This is a genomic window from Azohydromonas aeria, from assembly GCF_009760915.1.
Taxonomy (GTDB): Bacteria; Pseudomonadota; Gammaproteobacteria; order Burkholderiales; family Burkholderiaceae_C; genus Azohydromonas; species Azohydromonas aeria.
Genome location: NZ_VIDQ01000013.1, coordinates 44,410 through 63,648 on the forward strand (window position 1 = coordinate 44,410; position 19,239 = coordinate 63,648).

Genomic DNA, 19,239 nt, shown 5'->3' on the forward strand with positions numbered 1-19,239 from the left:
GCTGTGAGCCCCGCGCCAACCGCAAGGCGAACACTGCGCGCCAGGCCGAAGTCTTCGGCTCTGGCGCGCGGCTTTTTCCGGGTTGCATCCCGGATCGCCCACACTTCCTGTTTGCAACCCCTGCCGGGCCTGCCGTGACGACGCGGCGCGCGTGCGCAGCCCAATGCTACGGAGCAGTATTCCCTCATGAGTTCCAAGACCGACAAGCAGCCCGAGAACGGCCAGCAGCGCGTGCCCTGGTGGCGCGTGCGCATGATGTGGCTGGTGGTGGGTGGCCCGCTGGCCGTGGTGGTGGCGGGCATCATCACGGCCGTGATCGCTGTCCGCGGCGCCGATGAGGTGGTAGGTTCCGGCGCGGCGCCGCAGGCGCAGCGGCCTGCCGAGGACGCGGGCGACACGCGCCCGGCGCTTGAAGCACGCAACAAGGCCTCGGCGGAGGCCGCAAAGGCGGCCGCAGCGGCAGCGGCGTCTTCGGGTCAACGCTAGGCGACGCGCGCGCCACCCCGGCGCAAGAATGCACGCCAGGAGGTGAACGCACATGACGACGACCCCTCGCGTGCAAGCCGTGATGATGGTGGCCTGGCCCTCGTTCCTGATGGCCGCGGTGCTGGAGATGCTGGTGTTCGCGCTGGTGGATCCACGCGACCTGTTGGACTCGGGCGCGCTTGCGCTGGACCTCTCGGCCATGGGCGTGTACTCGCTGGCCTTCTTCCTGTTCTGGGCCGCGATCGCCGCGGCCGGCGCCCTGGAGCGCTCGCTGGCCACGCCGTCGGGCAGTTGGCACGGCATCCAGGGCCACTGAGCGGCCCGTCCTTCCAGAAACGAAATGGCGCCCTGCGGGGCGCCATTTTCATTGGGGCGAGGGCGCTGCCGCCGAGTCAGCAGGCGGCGCCGTTGACCAGCTTCTGCAGCCCGTCCTGGTCGATGATGCGGATCTGGCGCTGCTTGACTTCCAGCAGCCCTTCGTCCTGGAACTTGGAGAAGGTGCGGCTCACCGTCTCCAGCTTCAGGCCCAGGTAGCTGCCGATCTCCTCGCGCGTCATGCGCAGGATCAGCGAGGACGGGGAGAAGCCGCGCGCCTGCAGCCGCTGCGTCAGGTTGAGCAGGAAGGCCGCCAGCCGTTCCTCCGCGCGCATGCTGCCCAGCAACAGCATCACGCCATGGTCGCGCACGATCTCGCGGCTCATGATCTTGTGCAGCTGGCGCTGCAGGTCGGAGAACTCGCGCGAGAGCTCCTCGAGCTGGCTGAAGGGGATCACGCAGACCTGCGAGTCCTCCAGCGCCACGGCGTCCACGGTATGGCGGTCGGCGCCGATGCCGTCCAGGCCCAGCAGTTCGCCGGCCATCTGGAAGCCCGTGACCTGGTCGCGGCCGTCCTCGGCCGAGACGCAGGTCTTGAAGAAGCCCGTGCGCACCGCGTAGAGCGACTGGAACGCGTCGCCGGCACGGAAGAGGGTATCGCCGCGCACGACCGCGCGCCGCGTGGCCACCATCGTGTCGAGGTGCTCCAGGTCGTTGCGCGACAGCCCCACGGGCAGGCACAGCTCACGCAGGTTGCAGCTCGAGCAGGCGACCTTGAAAGGCTCGGTGCGAATGGGCGGCAGGGTGCTGTTCATGTTGCTTCGCGTGGGAGAGCCGGGGCAGCCCTGGGACTGCGCGCAGGCGGCATCGGGATGGTCGGCGGATTTCAACATGAATGATATGCCTCAAAACTTGCGCCATTCTTGTGGCGGACACGCCGGAACACCTTGAGCCGCGTCAAGTTCTCACGCGCGAGCTTTGGCAAAGTGTCGCCATGCTCAGCGAAACCTCAGCCTCCGCGCCCGTCCTGACGGAAAGCCTGCTCCAGCGCCTGGATGTGCCGGGGCCCCGCTACACGTCGTACCCGACCGCCGACCGCTTCGTCGAGGCCTTCGGGCCGGCCGAGTACCGGCAAGCCCTGGAACAGCGTGCACAGGGCGCCACCGTCGGCGGCACTCCGCCATTGTCGCTGTACGTGCACATCCCTTTTTGCGAGGCGGTCTGCTACTTCTGCGCCTGCAACAAGGTCGTGACCCGGCACCACGACCGTGCCGGCGAATACCTGGACGCGCTGGAGGCCGAGATCGCGCTGCACGTGGCGGTGCTGGGCACGGGCAAGGCGGTGTCGCAGCTGCACCTGGGCGGCGGTTCGCCCACCTTCCTGTCCGACGCCGAGATCGAGCGCCTGATGGCCGCGCTGCGCCGCGGCTTCCGCATCGCGCCAGGCGCGGAGCTGTCCATCGAGGTCGATCCGCGCACCGTCACCGGGCAGCGGTTGGCTCACCTGGCGAGCCTGGGCTTCAACCGGCTGAGCTTCGGCGTGCAGGACTTCGATCCCGCGGTGCAGCACGCCGTGCACCGCGTGCAGTCGTTCGAGAGCGTGCGCGACCTAGTGCTGGGCGCGCGCTCGCTGGGCTTCGAGTCGCTCAACGTGGACCTGATCTACGGGCTGCCGCTGCAGCGCCCCGAGACCTTCGCGCGCACGGTGGAGCGCGTGGGCGAGTTGCGCCCGGACCGCATCGCGCTCTATGCCTACGCGCACCTGCCACAGCGTTTCAAACCGCAGCGGCGCATCGACCCGGCCGAGCTGCCGGCACCCGCCGACCGGGTGCGCATGCTCGGCGGCGCGATCCAGGGCTTCCTGGGCTTCGGCTACACCTACATCGGCATGGACCACTTCGCGCTGCCCGGCGACAGCCTGGCCGCAGCCAAGCGCCAGGGCCGGCTGCACCGCAATTTCCAGGGTTACAGCACGCAGCCCGACTGCGACCTCATCGGCCTGGGCGTCTCGGCCATCGGCCGCATGGGCGCCACCTACAGCCAGAACGCCAAGACGCTGCCCGAGTACTACGACGCCGTGCGCCAGGGCCACTTCGCCGTGGCGCGCGGGATCGCGCTCACGCGCGACGACCTGGTGCGCCGCGCCGTGATCATGGCGCTGATGTGCCAGGGCCGCGTCGAGTTCGAGTCCATCGAGCTGGCGCACCTGGTCAGCATGCGCGATTACTTCGCGGCGGAACTCGCGGCGCTGCAGCCGCTGGTGGACATGGGCCTGGTGGAGATCGATCCCGACGGCATCCAGGTCACGCCGCGTGGCTGGTACTTCGTGCGCGGCGTGGCCATGGTGTTCGACAGGCATTTGCAAGCCGACCGGACGCGCGAACGCTTTTCGCGGATCATCTGAGGCTTCGCCCGAAAGCCTCCCGCAGTTCCTTTCCCCGCAGTTGACCGGCCATGGATGTCGCCCTCGTCTTGAGCGCCCTGCTGATGGGCTTGGCCGGATCGCCGCACTGCGTGGCCATGTGCGGCGCGGCCTGCACCGCGTTGGCCGGGCGCTGCGGTGGCGGTGCGCGGCCGCAGCAGGCGCTGGCGGGCTTTCACCTCGGACGGCTGCTGGGCTACGCCGCGGCGGGCGCGGTGGCCGCGGGCAGCGTGTCGCTGCTGGCGCAGTTCTCCCAGCTCACGCCCGCGCTGCGGCCGCTGTGGACCCTGGTGCACGCCGCGGCGCTCGGCCTTGGCGTGTGGCTGCTGTTCAAGGGGCGGCAGCCGGCGTGGGTCGAGAACCTGGGCCGCGGCACGCGGCTGGCGCCGGCAGCCACTGCCGCTGGCACCGCGGCAGGTGGCGGCTGGCAGCCGATGCTGGGTCCGCTTAAGGCCGGGTTGGCCGGCACGGCGTGGGTGGCCTGGCCCTGCGGGCTGCTGCAGTCGGCGCTGGTGGTGGCGGCACTGGGCCGGCATCCCGCTTCGGGCGCCTCGATCATGGCCGCCTTCGCGCTGGGGTCCTCGCTGGGCCTGTGGCTGGGCCCGGCGCTGTGGCTGCGGCTGGGTTCGCCCGGAGCAGCGCGCCTGGTCGCGGGCGGCTGGGCGGTGCGGCTGGCCGGCCTGGGCCTGGCCTCGGCCTCGGCCTGGGCGCTGGGCCATGGCCTGTGGCAGCGCATCGCCGACTGGTGCCTGCGCTGAGTCAAGGCTTGTCCAGCCCCGGCCTGCCACGATGCTTCGGGCCGTCAACTCCGCGTCAAGCTGCGCTGCAATGCTGCCCACCCCGGGCCGCCGGCCACGAGCCGCAGCCCGCCGCGCGGTCTTGTGCAAGGCGCAATGCCGCGTGCCGCGGCCACTAAGATCACGGCCTCTCCTTCCATAACCCCAAAGCGGAGCGAGCATTCATGTACCAGCACATCAAGGTGCCCGAGGGCGGGCAGAAGATCACCGTCAACGCCGACTTCTCGCTCAACGTCCCGAACAACCCGATCATTCCGTACATCGAGGGCGATGGCACCGGCTTCGACATCACGCCGGTGATGCTCAAGGTGGTGGACGCGGCGGTGCAGAAGGCCTATGGCGGCGAACGCAAGATCCACTGGATGGAGGTCTACGCCGGCGAGAAGTCCACGAAGGTCTATGGCCCCGACGTGTGGCTGCCCGCCGAGACGCTGGACGTGCTCAGGGAGTACGTGGTCTCGATCAAGGGCCCGTTGACCACGCCGGTGGGCGGCGGCATCCGCTCGCTCAACGTGGCGCTGCGCCAGGAACTCGACCTGTACGTGTGCCTGCGCCCGGTGCAGTACTTCAAGGGCGTGCCCAGCCCGCTCAAGGAGCCGGAAAAGACCAACATGGTCATCTTCCGCGAGAACTCCGAGGACATCTACGCCGGCATCGAGTACGAAGCCAAGAGCGAGAAGGCGCAGAAGCTCATCAGGTTCCTGGTCGAGGAAATGGGCGTGCGCAAGATCCGCTTCCCCGAGACCTCGGGCATCGGCGTCAAGCCCGTGTCGATCGAGGGCACCGAGCGCCTGGTGCGCAAGGCCATCCAGTACGCCATCGACAACGACAAGCCCAGCGTGACGATCGTGCACAAGGGCAACATCATGAAGTTCACCGAAGGGGGCTTCCGCGACTGGGCCTACGCGCTGGCGCAGCGCGAGTTCGGCGCGCAGCTCATCGACGGCGGCCCGTGGTGCAAGTTCAAGAACCCCAAGACGGGCCGCGACATCGTCATCAAGGACTCGATCGCCGATGCCTTCCTGCAGCAGATCCTGCTGCGCCCGGCCGAGTATTCCGTGATCGCCACGCTCAACCTCAACGGCGACTACATCTCCGACGCGCTGGCCGCGCAGGTCGGCGGCATCGGCATCGCCCCGGGCGCGAACATGTCCGACTCGGTGGCCTGCTTCGAGGCCACGCACGGCACGGCGCCGAAGTACGCCGGCAAGGACTACGTCAACCCCGGCTCGGAGATCCTGTCGGCCGAGATGATGCTGCGCCACATGGGCTGGACCGAGGCCGCGGACCTGATCATCAGCGCCATGGAAAAGTCGATCCAGTCCAAGAAGGTCACCTATGACTTCGCCCGGCTGATGGAGGGCGCCACGCAGGTGTCGTGCTCGGGCTTCGGCCAGGTCATGATCGACAACATGTGACGTGAAGCGCAGTCGCACCCGACGTGCCGGGTGCGACTGCGCGATGGTTGCGGGCTCAAACCTGGAGCCCGCGCGGCCTTCAAGGAGCCGCCAGACAAAAAAGTGATGAAAACGCTTGCCAGGTCTGAAATCCTTGCTAGAATCTCTTTCTCTGTTCCCCGATAGCTCAGTCGGTAGAGCGACGGACTGTTAATCCGCAGGTCCCTGGTTCGAGCCCAGGTCGGGGAGCCAAACAGAGTTGGAGTCGCAAGGCTTCAAGGCAGTAGGGAAGTAGTACCGAGAAATGCCGCAGGCGCGTTGCGCCGGTGGCCTTTCAAATCCCCGATAGCTCAGTCGGTAGAGCGACGGACTGTTAATCCGCAGGTCCCTGGTTCGAGCCCAGGTCGGGGAGCCAGATTCAGAAAAATGCCCGCGCCAGCGGGCATTTTTCTTGGGGACTGTTGCAGCGCCCGCCAGGGCGTTGGCGCAGTCCGTGCGGGTGTACCGCGCAGCGGTCGTGGCGTTGCCGGAAGGCGCTTTGCGGCCGGGTACACTAGCGGTTTCGGTCCGACGCGGGTGCTTAGCTCAGTTGGTAGAGCGGCGCCCTTACAAGGCGTAGGTCGGGGGTTCGAACCCCTCAGCACCCACCACCGCGGCGGCGGCGCACAGGCCGGCACAGCAGATGGCTTCAAAGGCGAACCGTGGTTCGCCTTTGTTGCGTCAGGGCGGTGCGTTTCGTTCGCTCCCCGTCGTGCGGCCCCAGGACCCTGGTCGAGGAACCCATGTTCGATTTCGTTCGCACCCATACCCGGCTGCTGCAGCTGCTGCTCTTGCTGCTGATCTTTCCTTCCTTCGTGTTCTTCGGCGTGCAGGGCTACAGCCGCTTCACCGAGGGCGGCAACGCCAAGGTGGCGGAGGTGGATGGCCATGCCATCACGCAACAGGAGTGGGACACGGCGAACCAGCAGCAGGGAGAGCGGCTGCGCCGCCAGATGCCCGACGTCGATGCCAGGCTGCTGGACTCGCCGCAGTTCAAGCGCGAGACGTTGGACCAGCTCGTGCGCGAGCGCGTGCTCGCGGCCGCGGCCGACAAGCAGCACCTGAGCATCAGCGACGACCGGCTGCAGCGCCTGTTCGTGAGCGACCCGCAGTACGCCTTCCTGCGCAAGCCCGACGGCAGCGTCAACGCCGAGATGCTGGCCGCGCAGGGCATGACTTCGGCGCAGTTCGCCGAGCGCCTGCGCCGCGACCTGACGCTGCGCCAGGTGTTCGAAGGCATCACGCAGACCGCGCCGGCCATGCCCGCGGCGCGCAGCCTGGCCTTCGACGCGCTGCTGCAGCAGCGCCAGGTGCAGCTGCAGCGCTTCAACGCCGCCGACTACGCCGCGCGCGTGAACCCGACCGAGGCCGAGCTCAAGGCCTACTACGACGGCCACCAGGCCGCCTTCCGCGCGCCCGAGCAGGCCGTCATCGAGTACGTGGTGCTGAGTCTGGAATCGCTGCAGCAGGACCAGAGCGTGAGCGAGGACGACCTGCGCAAGTACTACGAGGAAAACGCCGCGCGCTACACCACGGCCGAGCAGCGCCGCGCCAGCCACATCCTGATCGCCTCCGACAAGGACCAGCCCGCTGCCGAGCGCGCCAAGGCCAAGGCCCGCGCCGAGGCGCTGCTGGCCGAGCTGCGCAAGAACCCGGCAAGCTTCGCCGACGTGGCGAAGAAGGAGTCGCAGGACCCGGGCTCCGCCGCACAAGGCGGCGACCTGGACTTCTTCGCCCGCGGCGCGATGGTCAAGCCCTTCGAGGACGCGGCCTACGCCATGAAGCCCGGCGAGATCAGCAACGTGGTGGAGAGCGATTTCGGCTACCACATCATCCGTCTCGACGCGGTGCGCGGCGGCGAGAAGCGGCCCTTCGAGGCGGTGCGTCCGGAAATCGAGGCCGAGGTCAGGAAGCAGCTGGCGCAGAGCCGCTATGCCGAGGCCGCCGAACAGTTCACCAACACGGTGTACGAGCAGTCGGACTCGCTGCAGCCGGCCATCGACAAGTTCAAGATCAGGAAGCAGACCGCCACCGTGCAACGCACGCCGGCGCCCGGCGCCAGCGGCGCGCTGGCATCACCCAAGCTGCTGGAGGCGGTGTTCTCCAACGACGTGCTGCGCAACAAGCGCAACACCGAGGCGGTGGAAGTTGGCGCCAGCCAGCTCGCCTCGGCGCGCGTGGTGGAGCACCGGCCCGAGCGCACGCGGCCGTTCGAGGAGGTGCAGCTGCAGGTGCGCGAGCGCGTGATACAGGAGCAGGCCCTGGCGCTGGCGCGCCAGGACGGCGAGAAGCGCCTTGCGCAGCTCAAGGACGGCGGCGACGCTGCCGCCGCTTCGCTGCCGGCGGCCGTGACGGTGTCGCGCGCCGAGCGCGGCGACCTCGTGCCCGCGGCGCTGGACGCGGTGCTGGGCGCCGACGCTTCAAAGCTGCCGGCGCTGCTGGGCATCAACACGCCGCAGGGCTATGTGGTGGTGCGACTGCTCAAGGTCGAGCCGCCCAGGGCTGACTCGCCGGCGCTGGCCGCGCTGCAGGACCAGTACGCGCAGGCCTGGTCCGCCGCGGAAGGCCGCGCCTACTACGAGGCGCTGAAGAAGCGCTTCAACGTCAAGGTCAACGCGCCGGCCGTGGTGACAGTGTCGCCCGAAGCCGCCGCTTCGGGCGCGGCGCGTTAAATTTCGCGCAGACCCTTGCGCAGGCGCGGAATTTCGTACTACAATCTTTTTCTTCGACGGTGGCTGTAGCTCAGTTGGTAGAGTCCCAGATTGTGATTCTGGTCGTCGTGGGTTCGAGTCCCATCAGCCACCCCAAATAAATGCAGCAAACGGGCGCCTCTGGCGCCCGTTTCGCTTTTCGGGCCTGACTTTCCTTTCAGCCTCCCCGCGTGCGCAGCGCCGGGAGGCTTTCGTTTGCCTGTTTGCCTGTTTTCCGCTTGCTTGCCCTTCGACGGGCGCGGCCCGGGTGAGGGCATGCCCTGATCGCGGGTGCGACCCCTCTTGTAATAAAAAGATACAAAAGTTGGCTCGTCGAGGAGGGAACAGTGATGGACGTCCGGCTGACCTGTCAGCGGGCGGTGGTCGAGGCGCTCTCGCAGCTCATCAGCAGTTCCCCGGGTCGCTTCGCACCGCCATCCGCCGCTTCCGTTGAGCCCGCACCGGCTGCGGAACCGGGATCGACATCGGCCCACGCACCGGCGCAACGCCCTTCGCTGCGCGTGCAACTGCAGGCCCGGGCGCTGCTGGAGGCCGGGCTGGCGCAGCGGCTGCGCGAGGGCGGGCTGCAGCGGCTGGTCCAGGAAGAGCAGCGCGGGCTGCCGCTGCAACCCGAGGTCCTCGCCCGCCTGGCGCTGGCGGCCGAAGCCCGTGCCCGCATCCACCTGGCCTGGCCGCGGCTGCTGCGGGCGCTTGGGCGCCGCGCCGACGAGCGGTCCGACGCGGCCTGGGTCGAGCGCACGCTGGATGCGATGCCGCAAAGCCTGGAACAGGCGCTCGACCCCTGGCGCGCGCTGGTGCGTGGCGCCCGCGGCCGGCTGGAGCAGGCCACGCAGTGCCTCGACGACGGGCTGCTGCGCCCGGCCAGCGCGGCCTGGCAGCAGGCGCAGCGCAGCCGCGAGGAGGCCTTGCACCAGCTCGCGCTGCTGCGCAACGAGACGCCGGTTGCGGGCGCATCCGGCTTCGAGCCGCGGCGCTACCTGCGCGCCGAAGGCCTGTTGCCCGGCGCCGCGCGGGGCCGGCATCCGCTGCGGGTGTTCCTGGCCTCGGAGCGCAGCGGCGGCGGCAGCTTCATCGCCCGGCCGCGCGCCGCCGCGCTGCGCGAGATCGGCCCGCTGGCGCTGCTGCGCCACGCCGGCCGCCGCTACCGGGTGACGGGGCTGCTGGCGCCGGACGCCACGGCACCGCTGGCCCAGGCCACGCTGAGCCGCCGCGCCGGCTGCCTGCTGCTGGGCGCGCAACGCTGGCGCGAGCTGTGCCCGCTGTCCGGCGCGGACCTGGCCGACCCGGCCGCCCGCGAGCGCCTGCATGACCTGCTGGATGCGCAGGCCTACCGGGCCGAGGAGGTCGCGGCCGGAGTGGCGGCCGACGACCGGGGCTTTGCCGTCGCGACGGCCCTGGGGCTGGACGACGGCGACCTGGAGCGCGCCACCCACGCGGCCGTGCAGTGCGGCGCGGACACGCTGCTGCGCCTGTGCTTCGTGCCCGATGCGCAGGTGGTGCAGCTCGGCCGCGGCTGGCGCGGCGCGGCCGAGGAGGGCTTCAGCCTGGGTCTGCCCGGGGGCGAATGGAGCGTCGGCACGCCGCAGGGCGGGCAGCCGTCGCGGCGGGTGCGGCTGTGGACCCGGCAGCGCGCCGACGCGCTGCACCTGCAGCCGCAGGCGGCCCTGGGGCTGGACCGCGACGCGGCCCTGGCGCTGGTGCAGGCGCTGCGCGCCGCCGTCGAGCGCCGCTACCGGCTGGAGCGCGGCACGGTGGCCGCCGCCGCCCTTGGCGAGGGCGATGCCCCGGGCCTGCTGCTGTATGCGGCCTGCGGCGGCGGCCTCGATGCGCTGGCCCGCCTGGCGGCGAAGCCGCGTGCCTTCCAGGCCGTGGCGACGCAGGCGCTGGCGCTGTGCCCGGCCGAGGCGTCCGCCGCCTGCGACGCGCTGGCGCTGCTGGCGGCCGGCACGCCGCGGCGGCCGGAGCCGGTCGATGAAACAACATACTCGATTCACCTGGAGCACTTGCGGCGTGAACTGGGGGACGAGCCGGGCGCCGCCGGGCGTTTCATCGACTTCCTGCACGCCCAGGGCCTGCGGCTGCCCGACACGGCGCGGCAGCGCGTGCCGGGCCTGTACCTGCGGCCGGATTTCCACTTCGCGCCGCACACCTGGGTGTTCTGCGACGACGCGCACTCGGTGAGGGAGGGCGACGCCGCGCAGCGCGACGCGCTGTGGGCGCGCGGCGACGAGGTGTTCGCCTGGCACGACGGCGAGGACCTGGCGCGCAAGGTGGCCGAGCGGCCCGACCTGTTCGGCCTGCCGCGCTGACCGTGGCATTCCGCCCGGGCCAGCTCGTGGCCCTGCGCGGGCGCGACTGGGTCGTGCTGCCCTCGTCCGACCCGGAGCTGTTGCTGCTGCAACCGCTCGACGGCTCGGAAGAGGAGGTCACGGGCCTGTTCCTGCCGCTGGGCGGCGAGGTGCCGCGCGAGGCGCGCTTCGAGCCGCCCACGGCCGCGGACCTGGGCGACTTCGCCACCGCGGCGCTGCTGCACGACGCGGCGCGGCTGGCGCTGCGCCACGGCGCCGGGCCGTTTCGCAGCCTCGCGAAACTGTCGTTCCGGCCGCGCGCCTACCAGATGGTGCCGCTGGTCATGGCGCTGCGGCAGGCCTGGGTGCGGCTGCTCATCGCCGACGACGTGGGCGTGGGCAAGACGGTGGAGTCGCTGCTGGTGGTGCGCGAGCTGCTGGAGCGTCGGCGCATCCGCCGCTTCGCGGTGCTGTGCCTGCCGCACCTGTGCGAGCAGTGGCAGGCCGAGATCCGCGCCAAGCTCGACCTGGAGGCCGTGGTCGTGCGCAGCAGCACGCAGGCGCGGCTGGACCGGGAGGTGCCGGGCGACGCCAGCGTCTGGGCCCATTTCCCGGTGCAGGTGGTGAGCATCGACTTTGCCAAGTCCGACGCGCGGTGCGGCGCGTTCGCCGAGCAGTGCCCGGAGCTGGTGATCGTGGACGAGGCCCATGCCTGCGCGCGTCCGGCCGGCGCGGCGCCGGCGCAGCAGCAGCGCCACCGCCTGGTCAGCCGCATCGCCGCGAAGCCGGCGCAGCACCTGCTGCTGCTCACGGCCACGCCGCACAGCGGCAAGGGCGAGGAGTTTCAATCATTGCTGGGCCTGTTGGAGCCCGGTTTCGGGCGCATCGACCTGCCCCATGCCAGTGCGGCGCAGCGGCGCGAGCTGGCAGCCCACTTCGTGCAGCGCCGGCGCGCCGACGTCGAACGCTGGCTGGACGAGGACACGCCGTTTCCGAGGCGCGAGGCCACCGAACTCGGCTACGCGCTGTCGGGGCCGCATATGAAACTGTTCCAGGCGCTCATCGGCTTCTCGCGCCGGCTCATCGCCCCCGAGCCGGGCCGCCGGCAGCCGCCGCACGCGCAGCACCTGCACCACTGGGCCGCGCTGGGGCTGCTGCGCGGCGCCATGTCCAGCCCGGCCGCCGGCATCGCGATGCTGCGCTCGCACCTGTGCGCGCTGGAGCGGCGGCAGGCGCGGGAGCAGGCCGGGGCGCAGGACGCCGCGGCCGACGGCGCGGACACGGTGCAGGACGACCTGTTCTCCGACGCGGTGGCGGATGCCGGCTGCGGCCCCGGGGACGACCACGCGTCGCTGCCGACGCCGGCCCACTGGTCCGAGCCGCAGCGCCGCCAGCTGCGCGAGTTTCAGGTGGCGCTGCAGGCGCTGGCCGGCCCGGCCCAGGATGCCAAGCTGCTCGCCGCGGCGCGCCAGCTCACGGCCTGGCTGGGCGAAACCCCGCCGCAGTGCGCGGTGGTGTTCTGCCGCTTCGTCGCCACCGCGCAGTACCTGGGCGAGCAGCTGGCGCCGCTGCTGCGGGAAAGCTTTCCGCGGCTGGCGCTGGAGGTGGTCACCAGCGAGCTGCCCGACGAGGCGCGGCGCCAGCGCATCGAGGTGCTCGCCCGCGCGCGGCTGCGCGTGCTGGTGGCCACCGACTGCCTGAGCGAAGGCGTGAACCTGCAGGCGCACTTCACGGCCGTGCTGCACTACGACCTGCCGTGGAACCCGAACCGGCTGGAGCAGCGCGAGGGCCGCGTGGACCGCTTCGGCCAAGCGGCGCCGGTGGTGAAGGCCTGCCTGCTGCACGGCGCCGACAACCCGATCGACGGCATCGTGCTCGACGTGCTGCTGCGCAAGGTGCGCGAGATCCGCCGCGCCACCGGTGCCAGCGTGCCGTTCCCGGAGGACTCCCGAGGCATCGTCGCCACCATCACGCAGGCGCTGCTGCTCGACCCGCAGCGCGCGCTGAGCACCCGGCAGGGCGCGCAGGCTGAACTCTTCGACTTCGACGCCTTCCCGCAGGCGCTGGCGGCGCGGGACGGCGTCGCGCGCGAACTCGATGCCGCGGCGCGGCTGGACGAGGCGGCGCGCAGCCTCTTTGCCCAGCACGCGCTGCGGGCGCAGGACATCGAGGCCGACCTGCGCGAGATGGACGAGGCCATCGGCGACCCGCGCGCCGTGGAGCGCTTCGTCACCCGGGCGCTGCCCGACCTCTTCGGCGTGCCGGTGCCGCCGCAGGCGCCGGGCTGGCGCATCGTGGCCTTCAACCTGCCGGCCGCGCTGCGCGAGGCGCTGTCGGGCGCGGACACGGCCGCCGCCGTGCCGGTGAGCTTTCACTCGCCCACGCCCGCGGGCTTCACGTACCTGGGCCGCAATCACGCCTTCGTGGAGCGGCTGTGCCAGGCGGTGATGTCGCGCACGCTGCTGCGCCAGGACGGGCGCGCGGCCCGCGCGGCCGTGCTGCGCACGCAGGCCGTGGGCGTGAAGACCACGTTGCTGCTGTTGCGCTGCCGCCACCTCATCGAGCAGGCGGGGCAGGGCGACCGGCTCGTGGCCGAGGAGATGCTGCTGTGGGGCTGGCGCGGCGTGCCGGCGCAGCGCCAGTTCGTGGACGCCGCCGGGGCCGGTGCACTGATGGCGCGGGCGCGCGCGGCGTCCGAGCTGTCGCCGCAGGCGCGCGCCGCTTTCCTGGACCACGAGCTGAGGCTGCTGCCGGGGCTCGATGCCGAGCTGGCCGCGCTGGCCCGGGGCCGGGCGCGGCGGCTGGCGGCCGCGCATGCGCGCTTCACGGCGCTGGTGGACGCGCGGCGCCGCCCGCGCGTGGAGCCGGTGCTGCCGCTGGACCTGCTCGGCCTCTACGTGCTGCTGCCGCAGGCGCCCACGTGATGGAGCGTGCGCTGCGCATCGAGGGCGGGCTGTTCTCGCCCGACCTGCTGGACCGGCTCGAAGACGGGCCCGGCCAGCGTCCGGTCGACTTCGGCCTGGACGGCGGCACGCCCGTCCGCGACGAGATCGCCCGCGCCTGGGCCGACGCCCTCCAGCATTGGCGGGCCTTCCAGCAGCGCCTGGCCACGCTGCCCGCCGCCGGCGCCGCCACCCGCGAGACGCGCCAGCTCTGGGTGCTGCCGTTGCTGGAGCGGCTGGGCTGGCGGCTCGAACTCCAGCCGCACGGCCTGGAGCTCGACGGCCGGCCGGTGCCGCTGTCGCATGTCGCCGCGAATCTGGGCCAGTCGCCCGTGCACGTGACGGGCTGGCGCGACCCGGCCGGGCTGGACCGCCGCCCCGAAGGCCGCGCCGGCGCGCCGCGGCTGTCGGCGCATGCCCTGGTGCAGGAGGTGCTCAACCGCTGCGAGCTGCTCTACGGCGTGGCGAGCAACGGCCGCGTGCTGCGGCTGCTGCGCGCCAGCAGCCGCTTCGTGAAGCCGGCGTACCTGGAGTTCGACCTGGAGCGGCTGTTCGGCGACGGGCTGTTCGCCGACTTTGCGCTGCTGTACCGGCTGCTGCATGCCAGCCGGCTGCCGGCGCGGCGCGAGGACGGTGCGGCCTGCTGGCTGGAGCGCTGCCACCAGGACTCGCTGGAGGCCGGCTCGCGCATCCGCGCCGGGCTGTCGCGCGCGGTCGAGCGCGCGCTCAAGGCCCTGGCCAACGGTTTCCTCCAGCACCCGGCCAATGCGGCGCTGCGCGACCGGCTGCAGGACGGCGCGCTGGATGCAGGCGCCTTCCACCAGCAACTGCTGCGGCTGGTGTACCGGCTGCTGTTCCTGATGGTGATCGAGGAGCGCGGTCTGGTCTTCCCGCCCGGCGCGCCGGCGCGGCAGCGGCAGGTCTACGAGCGCCACTACAGCCTGCAGCGCCTGCGCCGGCTGAGCGGGCGGCGCCACCTGGCCGATGCGCGCCATGCCGACCTGTGGCCGGCGCTGCTGTCCACCTTCGCGCTGTTCGAAGCCGGCGGGCCGGGCGCGCAGCTCGGCCTGGCGCCGCTGGCGGGCGAGCTGTTCGGCCGCGACGCGCTCACCGACCTAGCCGGCTGCGCCCTGGGCAACGACGTGCTGCTGCCGGCGCTGCGCGCGCTCGACAGCTACGCGCACCCGCGCGGCGGGCCGCTCATCCGCGTCAATTACGGCGCGCTGAACGTGGAGGAGTTCGGTTCCGTCTACGAGGGCCTGCTGGAGTACGAGCCGGTGATCCTGTGGCAGGGCGCGCAGCCGGCCTTCGACTTCCGGCGCGGCGAGCAGCGCGCCCACACCGGCGCGCACTACACGCCCGACGCGCTGGTGCAGCCGCTGCTGAAGCACTCGCTGGACCACCTGATCGCGCAGCGGCTGCAGGCGCCCGGCCGCGCCGAGCGCGAGGCTGCGCTGCTGGACCTGCGCGTGGCCGACGTGGCCTGCGGCTCGGGGCACATCCTGCTCGCGGCGGCACGGCGCATCGCCACCGAGCTGGCGACCGTGCGCACCGGCGAGGACCCGCCGGCGCCCGCAGCCCTGCGCACCGCGCTGCGCGACGTGATCCGCCAGTGCATCTTCGGCGTGGACCTGAACCCGCTGGCCGTGGCGCTGTGCAAGGTGGCGCTGTGGCTCGAGGCGCACGTGCCGGGCGAGCCGCTGGGATTCCTGGACCACCACGTCAAGTGCGGCAACGCCATCGTCGGCTGCGTGCGGCGCGAGGACGTCGCCGCGCGCGGCATCCCCGACCAGGCTTTCACGCTGCAACCTGGTGACGACAGGGCGGTCGTCGCGGCGCTGCGCCGGCGCAACCGCGAGGCGCGCCGGGGACAGCAGGCACTCCGATTCCATGCGGATGCCGAAGCGGGGCTGGATGCGGCGCTGCAGGGCTGGCGCCGGCTGGAGGCGATGCCGGACCACACGCCGCAGCAGGTGGAGGCCAAGCGGGCGTATTTCATCGAGCTGATGCAATCTCCGGCTGTTCAATTGATGCGGCAACTGGCAAACATCCCCGTTGCGCAGTTCTACATACCAAAGCGCGCCGAAGGTGCCGAGAAAGTCGTGACCGAGGCGGAATTCCGGCCCTGGGTGCGCGGCGAGGGCCTGCCGCAAGGCGCGGCGGTGGACGAATCCCGGGCCATCGCGGCACGTGAGCGCTTCTTCCACTGGTTCATCGAGTTTCCGGAGGTGATGGCCCGGGGCGGCTTCGATTGCGTGCTGGGGAATCCGCCGTATCTGGGTGGAACGTATTTGAGCGGTGTTTATGGGTATTCGTTTTGCAATTATTTGCGCTGGGCGTACGAGCCGGCCGGGCTCAGCGATCTGATCGTGTTTTTCCTGCGCCGCATGCATGCCCTGGTAAAGGATGAAGGCTTCATTGCCTTCATTGCGACCAATTCCATTCGGGACGGTGATGTCCGCAAGGATGGTCTGGAATGGGTACTGGGTCAGGGTGCCGGGATAAATTATGCAATGCGCGCGGTCAAATGGCCGGGGCGGGCCAACCTGGTGGTGTCATTGCTGGCTTTGCAGCGTGCAAGGAAGATTGAATATGGCTTGCTCGATGGACGAAGAATTGACCGAATCAGTGCGGCATTGGAGGGGAATGATGACGAGACGGCTCCACATTCGCTCTATTGCAACAAGTCAAAGCTGTTCGAAGGGTCAAAATGGGTGGGCGATGGTTTTCTGCTCAATGAAGAAGAGGCAAAGAGCATAAAGGCACGCAATCCCGCTTGTGTTGAAGTTGTCAAGCCGTTGATCAATGGAGAAGAATTGAATCAATGCCCGCTGCAGAAGCCTGGGCGTCATGCTGTCTATTTTTCTGATTGGTCGTTGGTGCGTTCTTCGATGTATGGCGCGGCATTTGAATACTTGGTCAGGCACGTCAAGCTTTTCCGTGATGGTCATGCTGAACCCGCACTCAGAAAGAAGTGGTGGCTTTTCAAGCGGCCAACGGTGGATTTATATGAGGCCCTGAGACCGCTGCCGCATTGCTTTGTCGCTACGGCAACCACCAAATATCTGAATTTCTCTGCGGCGTCGGTGGATGCTGTGTTTGCCCACACCATCAAGGTGTTCGTCACAAGTCGCTGGGACCTCTTCGCCGTCGTCCAGTCCACCCTGCACGAGATCTGGGCCCGCAAATACAGCGGCACCCTCAAGCAGGACCTGCGCTATTCGCCGTCCCGGTGTTTCGAGACCTTCGCCTTTCCCGACGGCCTGTGGGAAAGGGACGATTCAGTGCTGGCCGCCATCGGCGAGCAATACCACGAGCACCGCCGTGGCCTGATGCGCGGCTTGTGGCTGGGCCTCACCGGCATCTACAACCTGTTCCACGCCCGCGACCTCAGCCCGGCGCTGGTGGCCCGGGTCAGCAGGAAACCCCCGGACATTGCCCAGGCGGGATATGAAGGGCTGCTGCAATTGCGCCGCCTGCATGTCGCGCTCGATACCGCCGTGCGCGACGCCTACAGCTGGCACGACCTGGACCTGGGACACGGTTTCGTCGAAGTCGATACCCTGCCGGAAAAGGACCGGGTGCGTTTCACGCTCCATCCCGACGCGCGGCGGGAATTGCTCCCGCGATTGCTGGCGTTGAATCAGGCGCGGGCGCTGGAAGAACGTCGGCAGGGTGCCGCCCGGCCCAGCGCGGGAGGAACCAGGATCCGGTGCCGACGTGCGACCGACCGGGATACCGCCGGGCTTTTCGACAACGGCTGAGCTGCCACCCACGGGCGCCGGCCCGGCGCTGGCGTGCCAGGCCCTACGGGGTCGATCGATCCGGCCGCCTGCCATCGATGCAGTGAAATGCTTCACGAAGCCCGCGCGCGTGCTGTCGCCGCGCGCCGACGCGTGCCCGCCAGGGCGCCGCAGCGTCCTATAAAGCCCGGTTGGCCGGGCGCCGTCCCCCGGCTCGGATCACCCGTCTCCCAGAACAAGAAGGACGTCCGATGCGGATGTTTCACCACTCGCCGGCGCGTGCCGGCCTTTCCCGCCTGACCGGTCTGGAGGCTCGCCCATGAGCCTGTCCGGGGCGTCGTCGCTGTTCGCGCCGGCCATGGCGCTGTCCGCCCGCCTGGGGCCCTGGGGCCGGGCGCTGCTCGTCGGCGCGCTGCTGTGCGCGCTGGCCGCGCCGGGCGGGCTGCTCGCCTGGCAATGGCGCGCACAAATGAAGGCCGTGGGCCTGGAGCGCCAGGGCCTGAAGGCGCTGGTGGCGCAGGAGCAGGCGTTCGCCGCGCTGGCAGCACCGGCGGCCCCCGGCGCCGACGCGGCCGTCGAGGCGCTGCTGCGCCGCGCCCAGGCCGACGGGCTGGCGCTGCAGGCCGAGCGGCTGGACCGCGCCTGGAAGGCGCTGTCCGCCGAAGTCCCGGACTCGCCGCGCCAGGCCGCCGCGCAGGCGGCCGCCCTCGACGCGCTGGGCGCGCTCATGCGCGAGAGCGCGCGCGTGCACGGCCTGTTCCTCGATGCCCGGCTCGATGCCGCCGCCGACCTGCTGGCCACGCAGCTGCCGCGGCTGCTGCAGGCGTTGGGCCGGCCGCAGGACACCCCCGCCGAGGCAGCCGAGCCCCGGCTGCTGCTGGCCGCCATGCAGCCCGGGCTGCAGGCCGGCCTGGCCCAGCTCGGTACGCTCGGCGCCGCCGCGCCGCGCCAGCAGCTCGAACAGCTGCATCAGGCGCTGGCGCGCCCGGAGCCGGCCGTGGACGCGGCGCCGGCCCAGGCGGCCGACGCCATTCCCGCGGCGCAGGCCGCCGTGCCGCAGGCGCGCGCGCTGTTCGAGGCCACGGTCACTGCGGCGGACGGCGTGCTGGCCGCGCGCCATGCCCAGTTGCGCCAGCGGCTGCTGCTGCTGGCCGGCGCCCTGGCGGGCACCTGGGTCCTCACCGCCTACCTCCTGCTTGGCTTCCAGTTGCGCACGCGGCGCTCGCTGCGGCGCCTGATCCAGTACGCGACCGTGCTGCGCGTGCAGCCCGACTTCATGCCCACGCCGCTGGAGCCGCGCGGCGAAATGGCGTCGCTCGTGCACGCCATCGCCGCGCTGGCGCAGGGCGACGCGCGGCAGCCGGCCTGGCCCGCCGCGAACACGCAGCCCGCGCATGGCCCGGAGCCGGTGAACGCCGCGGCCGTCGCCGCAACCGCGGCCGCGCCGTCGCTCGAAGTCGCGCCCGTCGCCGTGCCTGACACCGGGCCAGCGCCGACGGCTCCCGCCGACGTGCCGGGCAAGTTGACGCTGCACCCGCCGCCCATGGACAGCGACGCCCTGCAGCGCGCCCGCGTGCTGCAGCAGGCGCTGCAGTCGCCCGACGCTCTGGCGGCGAAGGCCGCCGCGCCACGGCCCATGCCCGTGCACGACCTGCCTGCGGCCATGCTGCCCGGCAAGCGGCTGCTGCTGGACCTGCGGCTGTTCCTGCGCGACGACGAGGTGCTGCGCGTGTGCAAGGCCGTGGGCAAGGCGCTGGCGCCGCAGCCCGACCTGGCGGCGGATGCCCGGCTGTGCGTCGAGGCGCTGCTCACGCACCTGATCCGGCAGCAGCTGCCGGGCATGCCGGAGGCGTCGGCGCAGCTGCTGCTGAGCCTGGGTGGCGCGGGGCTGGAGGTCATGCTGCGCGACGACGCACCGCCGGCGGAACTGCTGCTCGACCCGCTGGACCGCGACCTGGACGTGGTGCGCGCCACGATGGACGAGGTGCTGTCCTTCCACGACGGCCGCGGCAACCTCATCGTGCTGACCAAGGCGCTGCCCGCGGGGCAGCCGGTGGCGGAAGGGGCCTGAGCAGGCACCGCCGGCGAACGGCTATTTC

The 19,239-nt window shown here is 71.0% G+C and carries 12 protein-coding genes and 4 tRNA genes; 14 read left to right on the plus strand and 2 right to left on the minus strand.

From position 1 onward, the window contains the following. The first annotated feature begins 186 nt into the window (after nt 1-186). Together FJ694_RS10530 and FJ694_RS10535 are read left to right on the plus strand one after the other, a co-directional pair. A complete protein-coding gene (locus tag FJ694_RS10530) occupies nt 187-486 on the plus strand; it encodes a nitrogen fixation protein FixH (RefSeq protein ID WP_157266742.1) in 300 nt (99 codons plus the stop codon). A 52-nt stretch (nt 487-538) separates the two neighbouring features. Further along, complete coding sequence (locus FJ694_RS10535) at nt 539-802, plus strand: hypothetical protein (protein ID WP_157266744.1); 264 nt, start codon at nt 539-541, stop codon at nt 800-802. 76 nt (nt 803-878) lie between these two features. Here the strand turns inward: FJ694_RS10535 and fnr are convergent, their stop codons facing one another. Then, complete coding sequence (gene fnr / locus FJ694_RS10540) at nt 879-1,616, minus strand: fumarate/nitrate reduction transcriptional regulator Fnr (RefSeq protein ID WP_157266746.1); 738 nt, start codon at nt 1,614-1,616, stop codon at nt 879-881. Nucleotides 1,617-1,795: 179 nt separating this feature from the next. Here fnr and hemN point away from each other — a divergent pair, with 179 nt between their 5' ends. The 10 genes from hemN (at nt 1,796) to FJ694_RS10590 (ending at nt 13,379) form a co-directional block, all read left to right on the plus strand. After that, a complete protein-coding gene (gene hemN, locus FJ694_RS10545) occupies nt 1,796-3,205 on the plus strand; it encodes an oxygen-independent coproporphyrinogen III oxidase (RefSeq protein WP_157266748.1) in 1,410 nt (469 codons plus the stop codon). A gap of 50 nt (nt 3,206-3,255) precedes the next feature. Next, the gene (locus tag FJ694_RS10550) at nt 3,256-3,981 is read left to right on the plus strand and encodes a sulfite exporter TauE/SafE family protein (protein WP_157266750.1); all 726 of its coding nucleotides are present in this window, start codon (nt 3,256-3,258) and stop codon (nt 3,979-3,981) included. A gap of 203 nt (nt 3,982-4,184) precedes the next feature. After that, complete coding sequence (gene icd / locus FJ694_RS10555) at nt 4,185-5,438, plus strand: NADP-dependent isocitrate dehydrogenase (RefSeq protein ID WP_157266752.1); 1,254 nt, start codon at nt 4,185-4,187, stop codon at nt 5,436-5,438. 155 nt (nt 5,439-5,593) lie between these two features. Continuing rightward, nucleotides 5,594-5,669: transfer RNA gene (locus FJ694_RS10560), tRNA-Asn, on the plus strand. Between the two features lie 87 nt (nt 5,670-5,756). Next, nucleotides 5,757-5,832, plus strand: a tRNA-Asn gene (locus FJ694_RS10565). Between the two features lie 159 nt (nt 5,833-5,991). Then, a tRNA-Val gene (locus tag FJ694_RS10570) sits at nt 5,992-6,067 on the plus strand. Nucleotides 6,068-6,199: 132 nt separating this feature from the next. Continuing rightward, nucleotides 6,200-8,128 (plus strand): SurA N-terminal domain-containing protein, encoded by a 1,929-nt coding sequence (locus FJ694_RS10575; RefSeq protein WP_157266754.1) that lies wholly within the window; start codon nt 6,200-6,202, stop codon nt 8,126-8,128. Nucleotides 8,129-8,187: 59 nt separating this feature from the next. Next, nucleotides 8,188-8,263, plus strand: a tRNA-His gene (locus tag FJ694_RS10580). Nucleotides 8,264-8,496: 233 nt separating this feature from the next. Beyond that, on the plus strand, nt 8,497-10,476 hold the full coding sequence (locus tag FJ694_RS10585; protein ID WP_157266756.1) for a hypothetical protein: 1,980 nt from the start codon (nt 8,497-8,499) through the stop codon (nt 10,474-10,476). Between the two features lie 2 nt (nt 10,477-10,478). Next, the gene (locus FJ694_RS10590; RefSeq protein WP_198320788.1) at nt 10,479-13,379 is read left to right on the plus strand and encodes a DUF8741 domain-containing protein; all 2,901 of its coding nucleotides are present in this window, start codon (nt 10,479-10,481) and stop codon (nt 13,377-13,379) included. On the opposite strand, the gene FJ694_RS10595 is transcribed toward FJ694_RS10590, so the two are convergent. After that, nucleotides 13,349-13,813, minus strand: coding sequence for a hypothetical protein (locus FJ694_RS10595; RefSeq protein WP_157266758.1), 465 nt, complete (start codon nt 13,811-13,813; stop codon nt 13,349-13,351). The two genes, FJ694_RS10590 and FJ694_RS10595, sit on opposite strands and share 31 nt — an antisense overlap. A gap of 6 nt (nt 13,814-13,819) precedes the next feature. Here FJ694_RS10595 and FJ694_RS10600 point away from each other — a divergent pair, with 6 nt between their 5' ends. After that, nucleotides 13,820-17,161 carry an Eco57I restriction-modification methylase domain-containing protein gene (locus FJ694_RS10600; protein WP_157266760.1) on the plus strand — a complete coding sequence of 1,114 codons (3,342 nt, stop codon included), beginning with the start codon at nt 13,820-13,822 and terminating at the stop codon, nt 17,159-17,161. A gap of 298 nt (nt 17,162-17,459) precedes the next feature. Beyond that, entirely contained in the window at nt 17,460-19,211 is a 1,752-nt protein-coding gene (locus FJ694_RS10605; RefSeq protein WP_157266762.1) for a hypothetical protein, read from the plus strand. Nucleotides 19,212-19,239 lie beyond the last annotated feature (28 nt).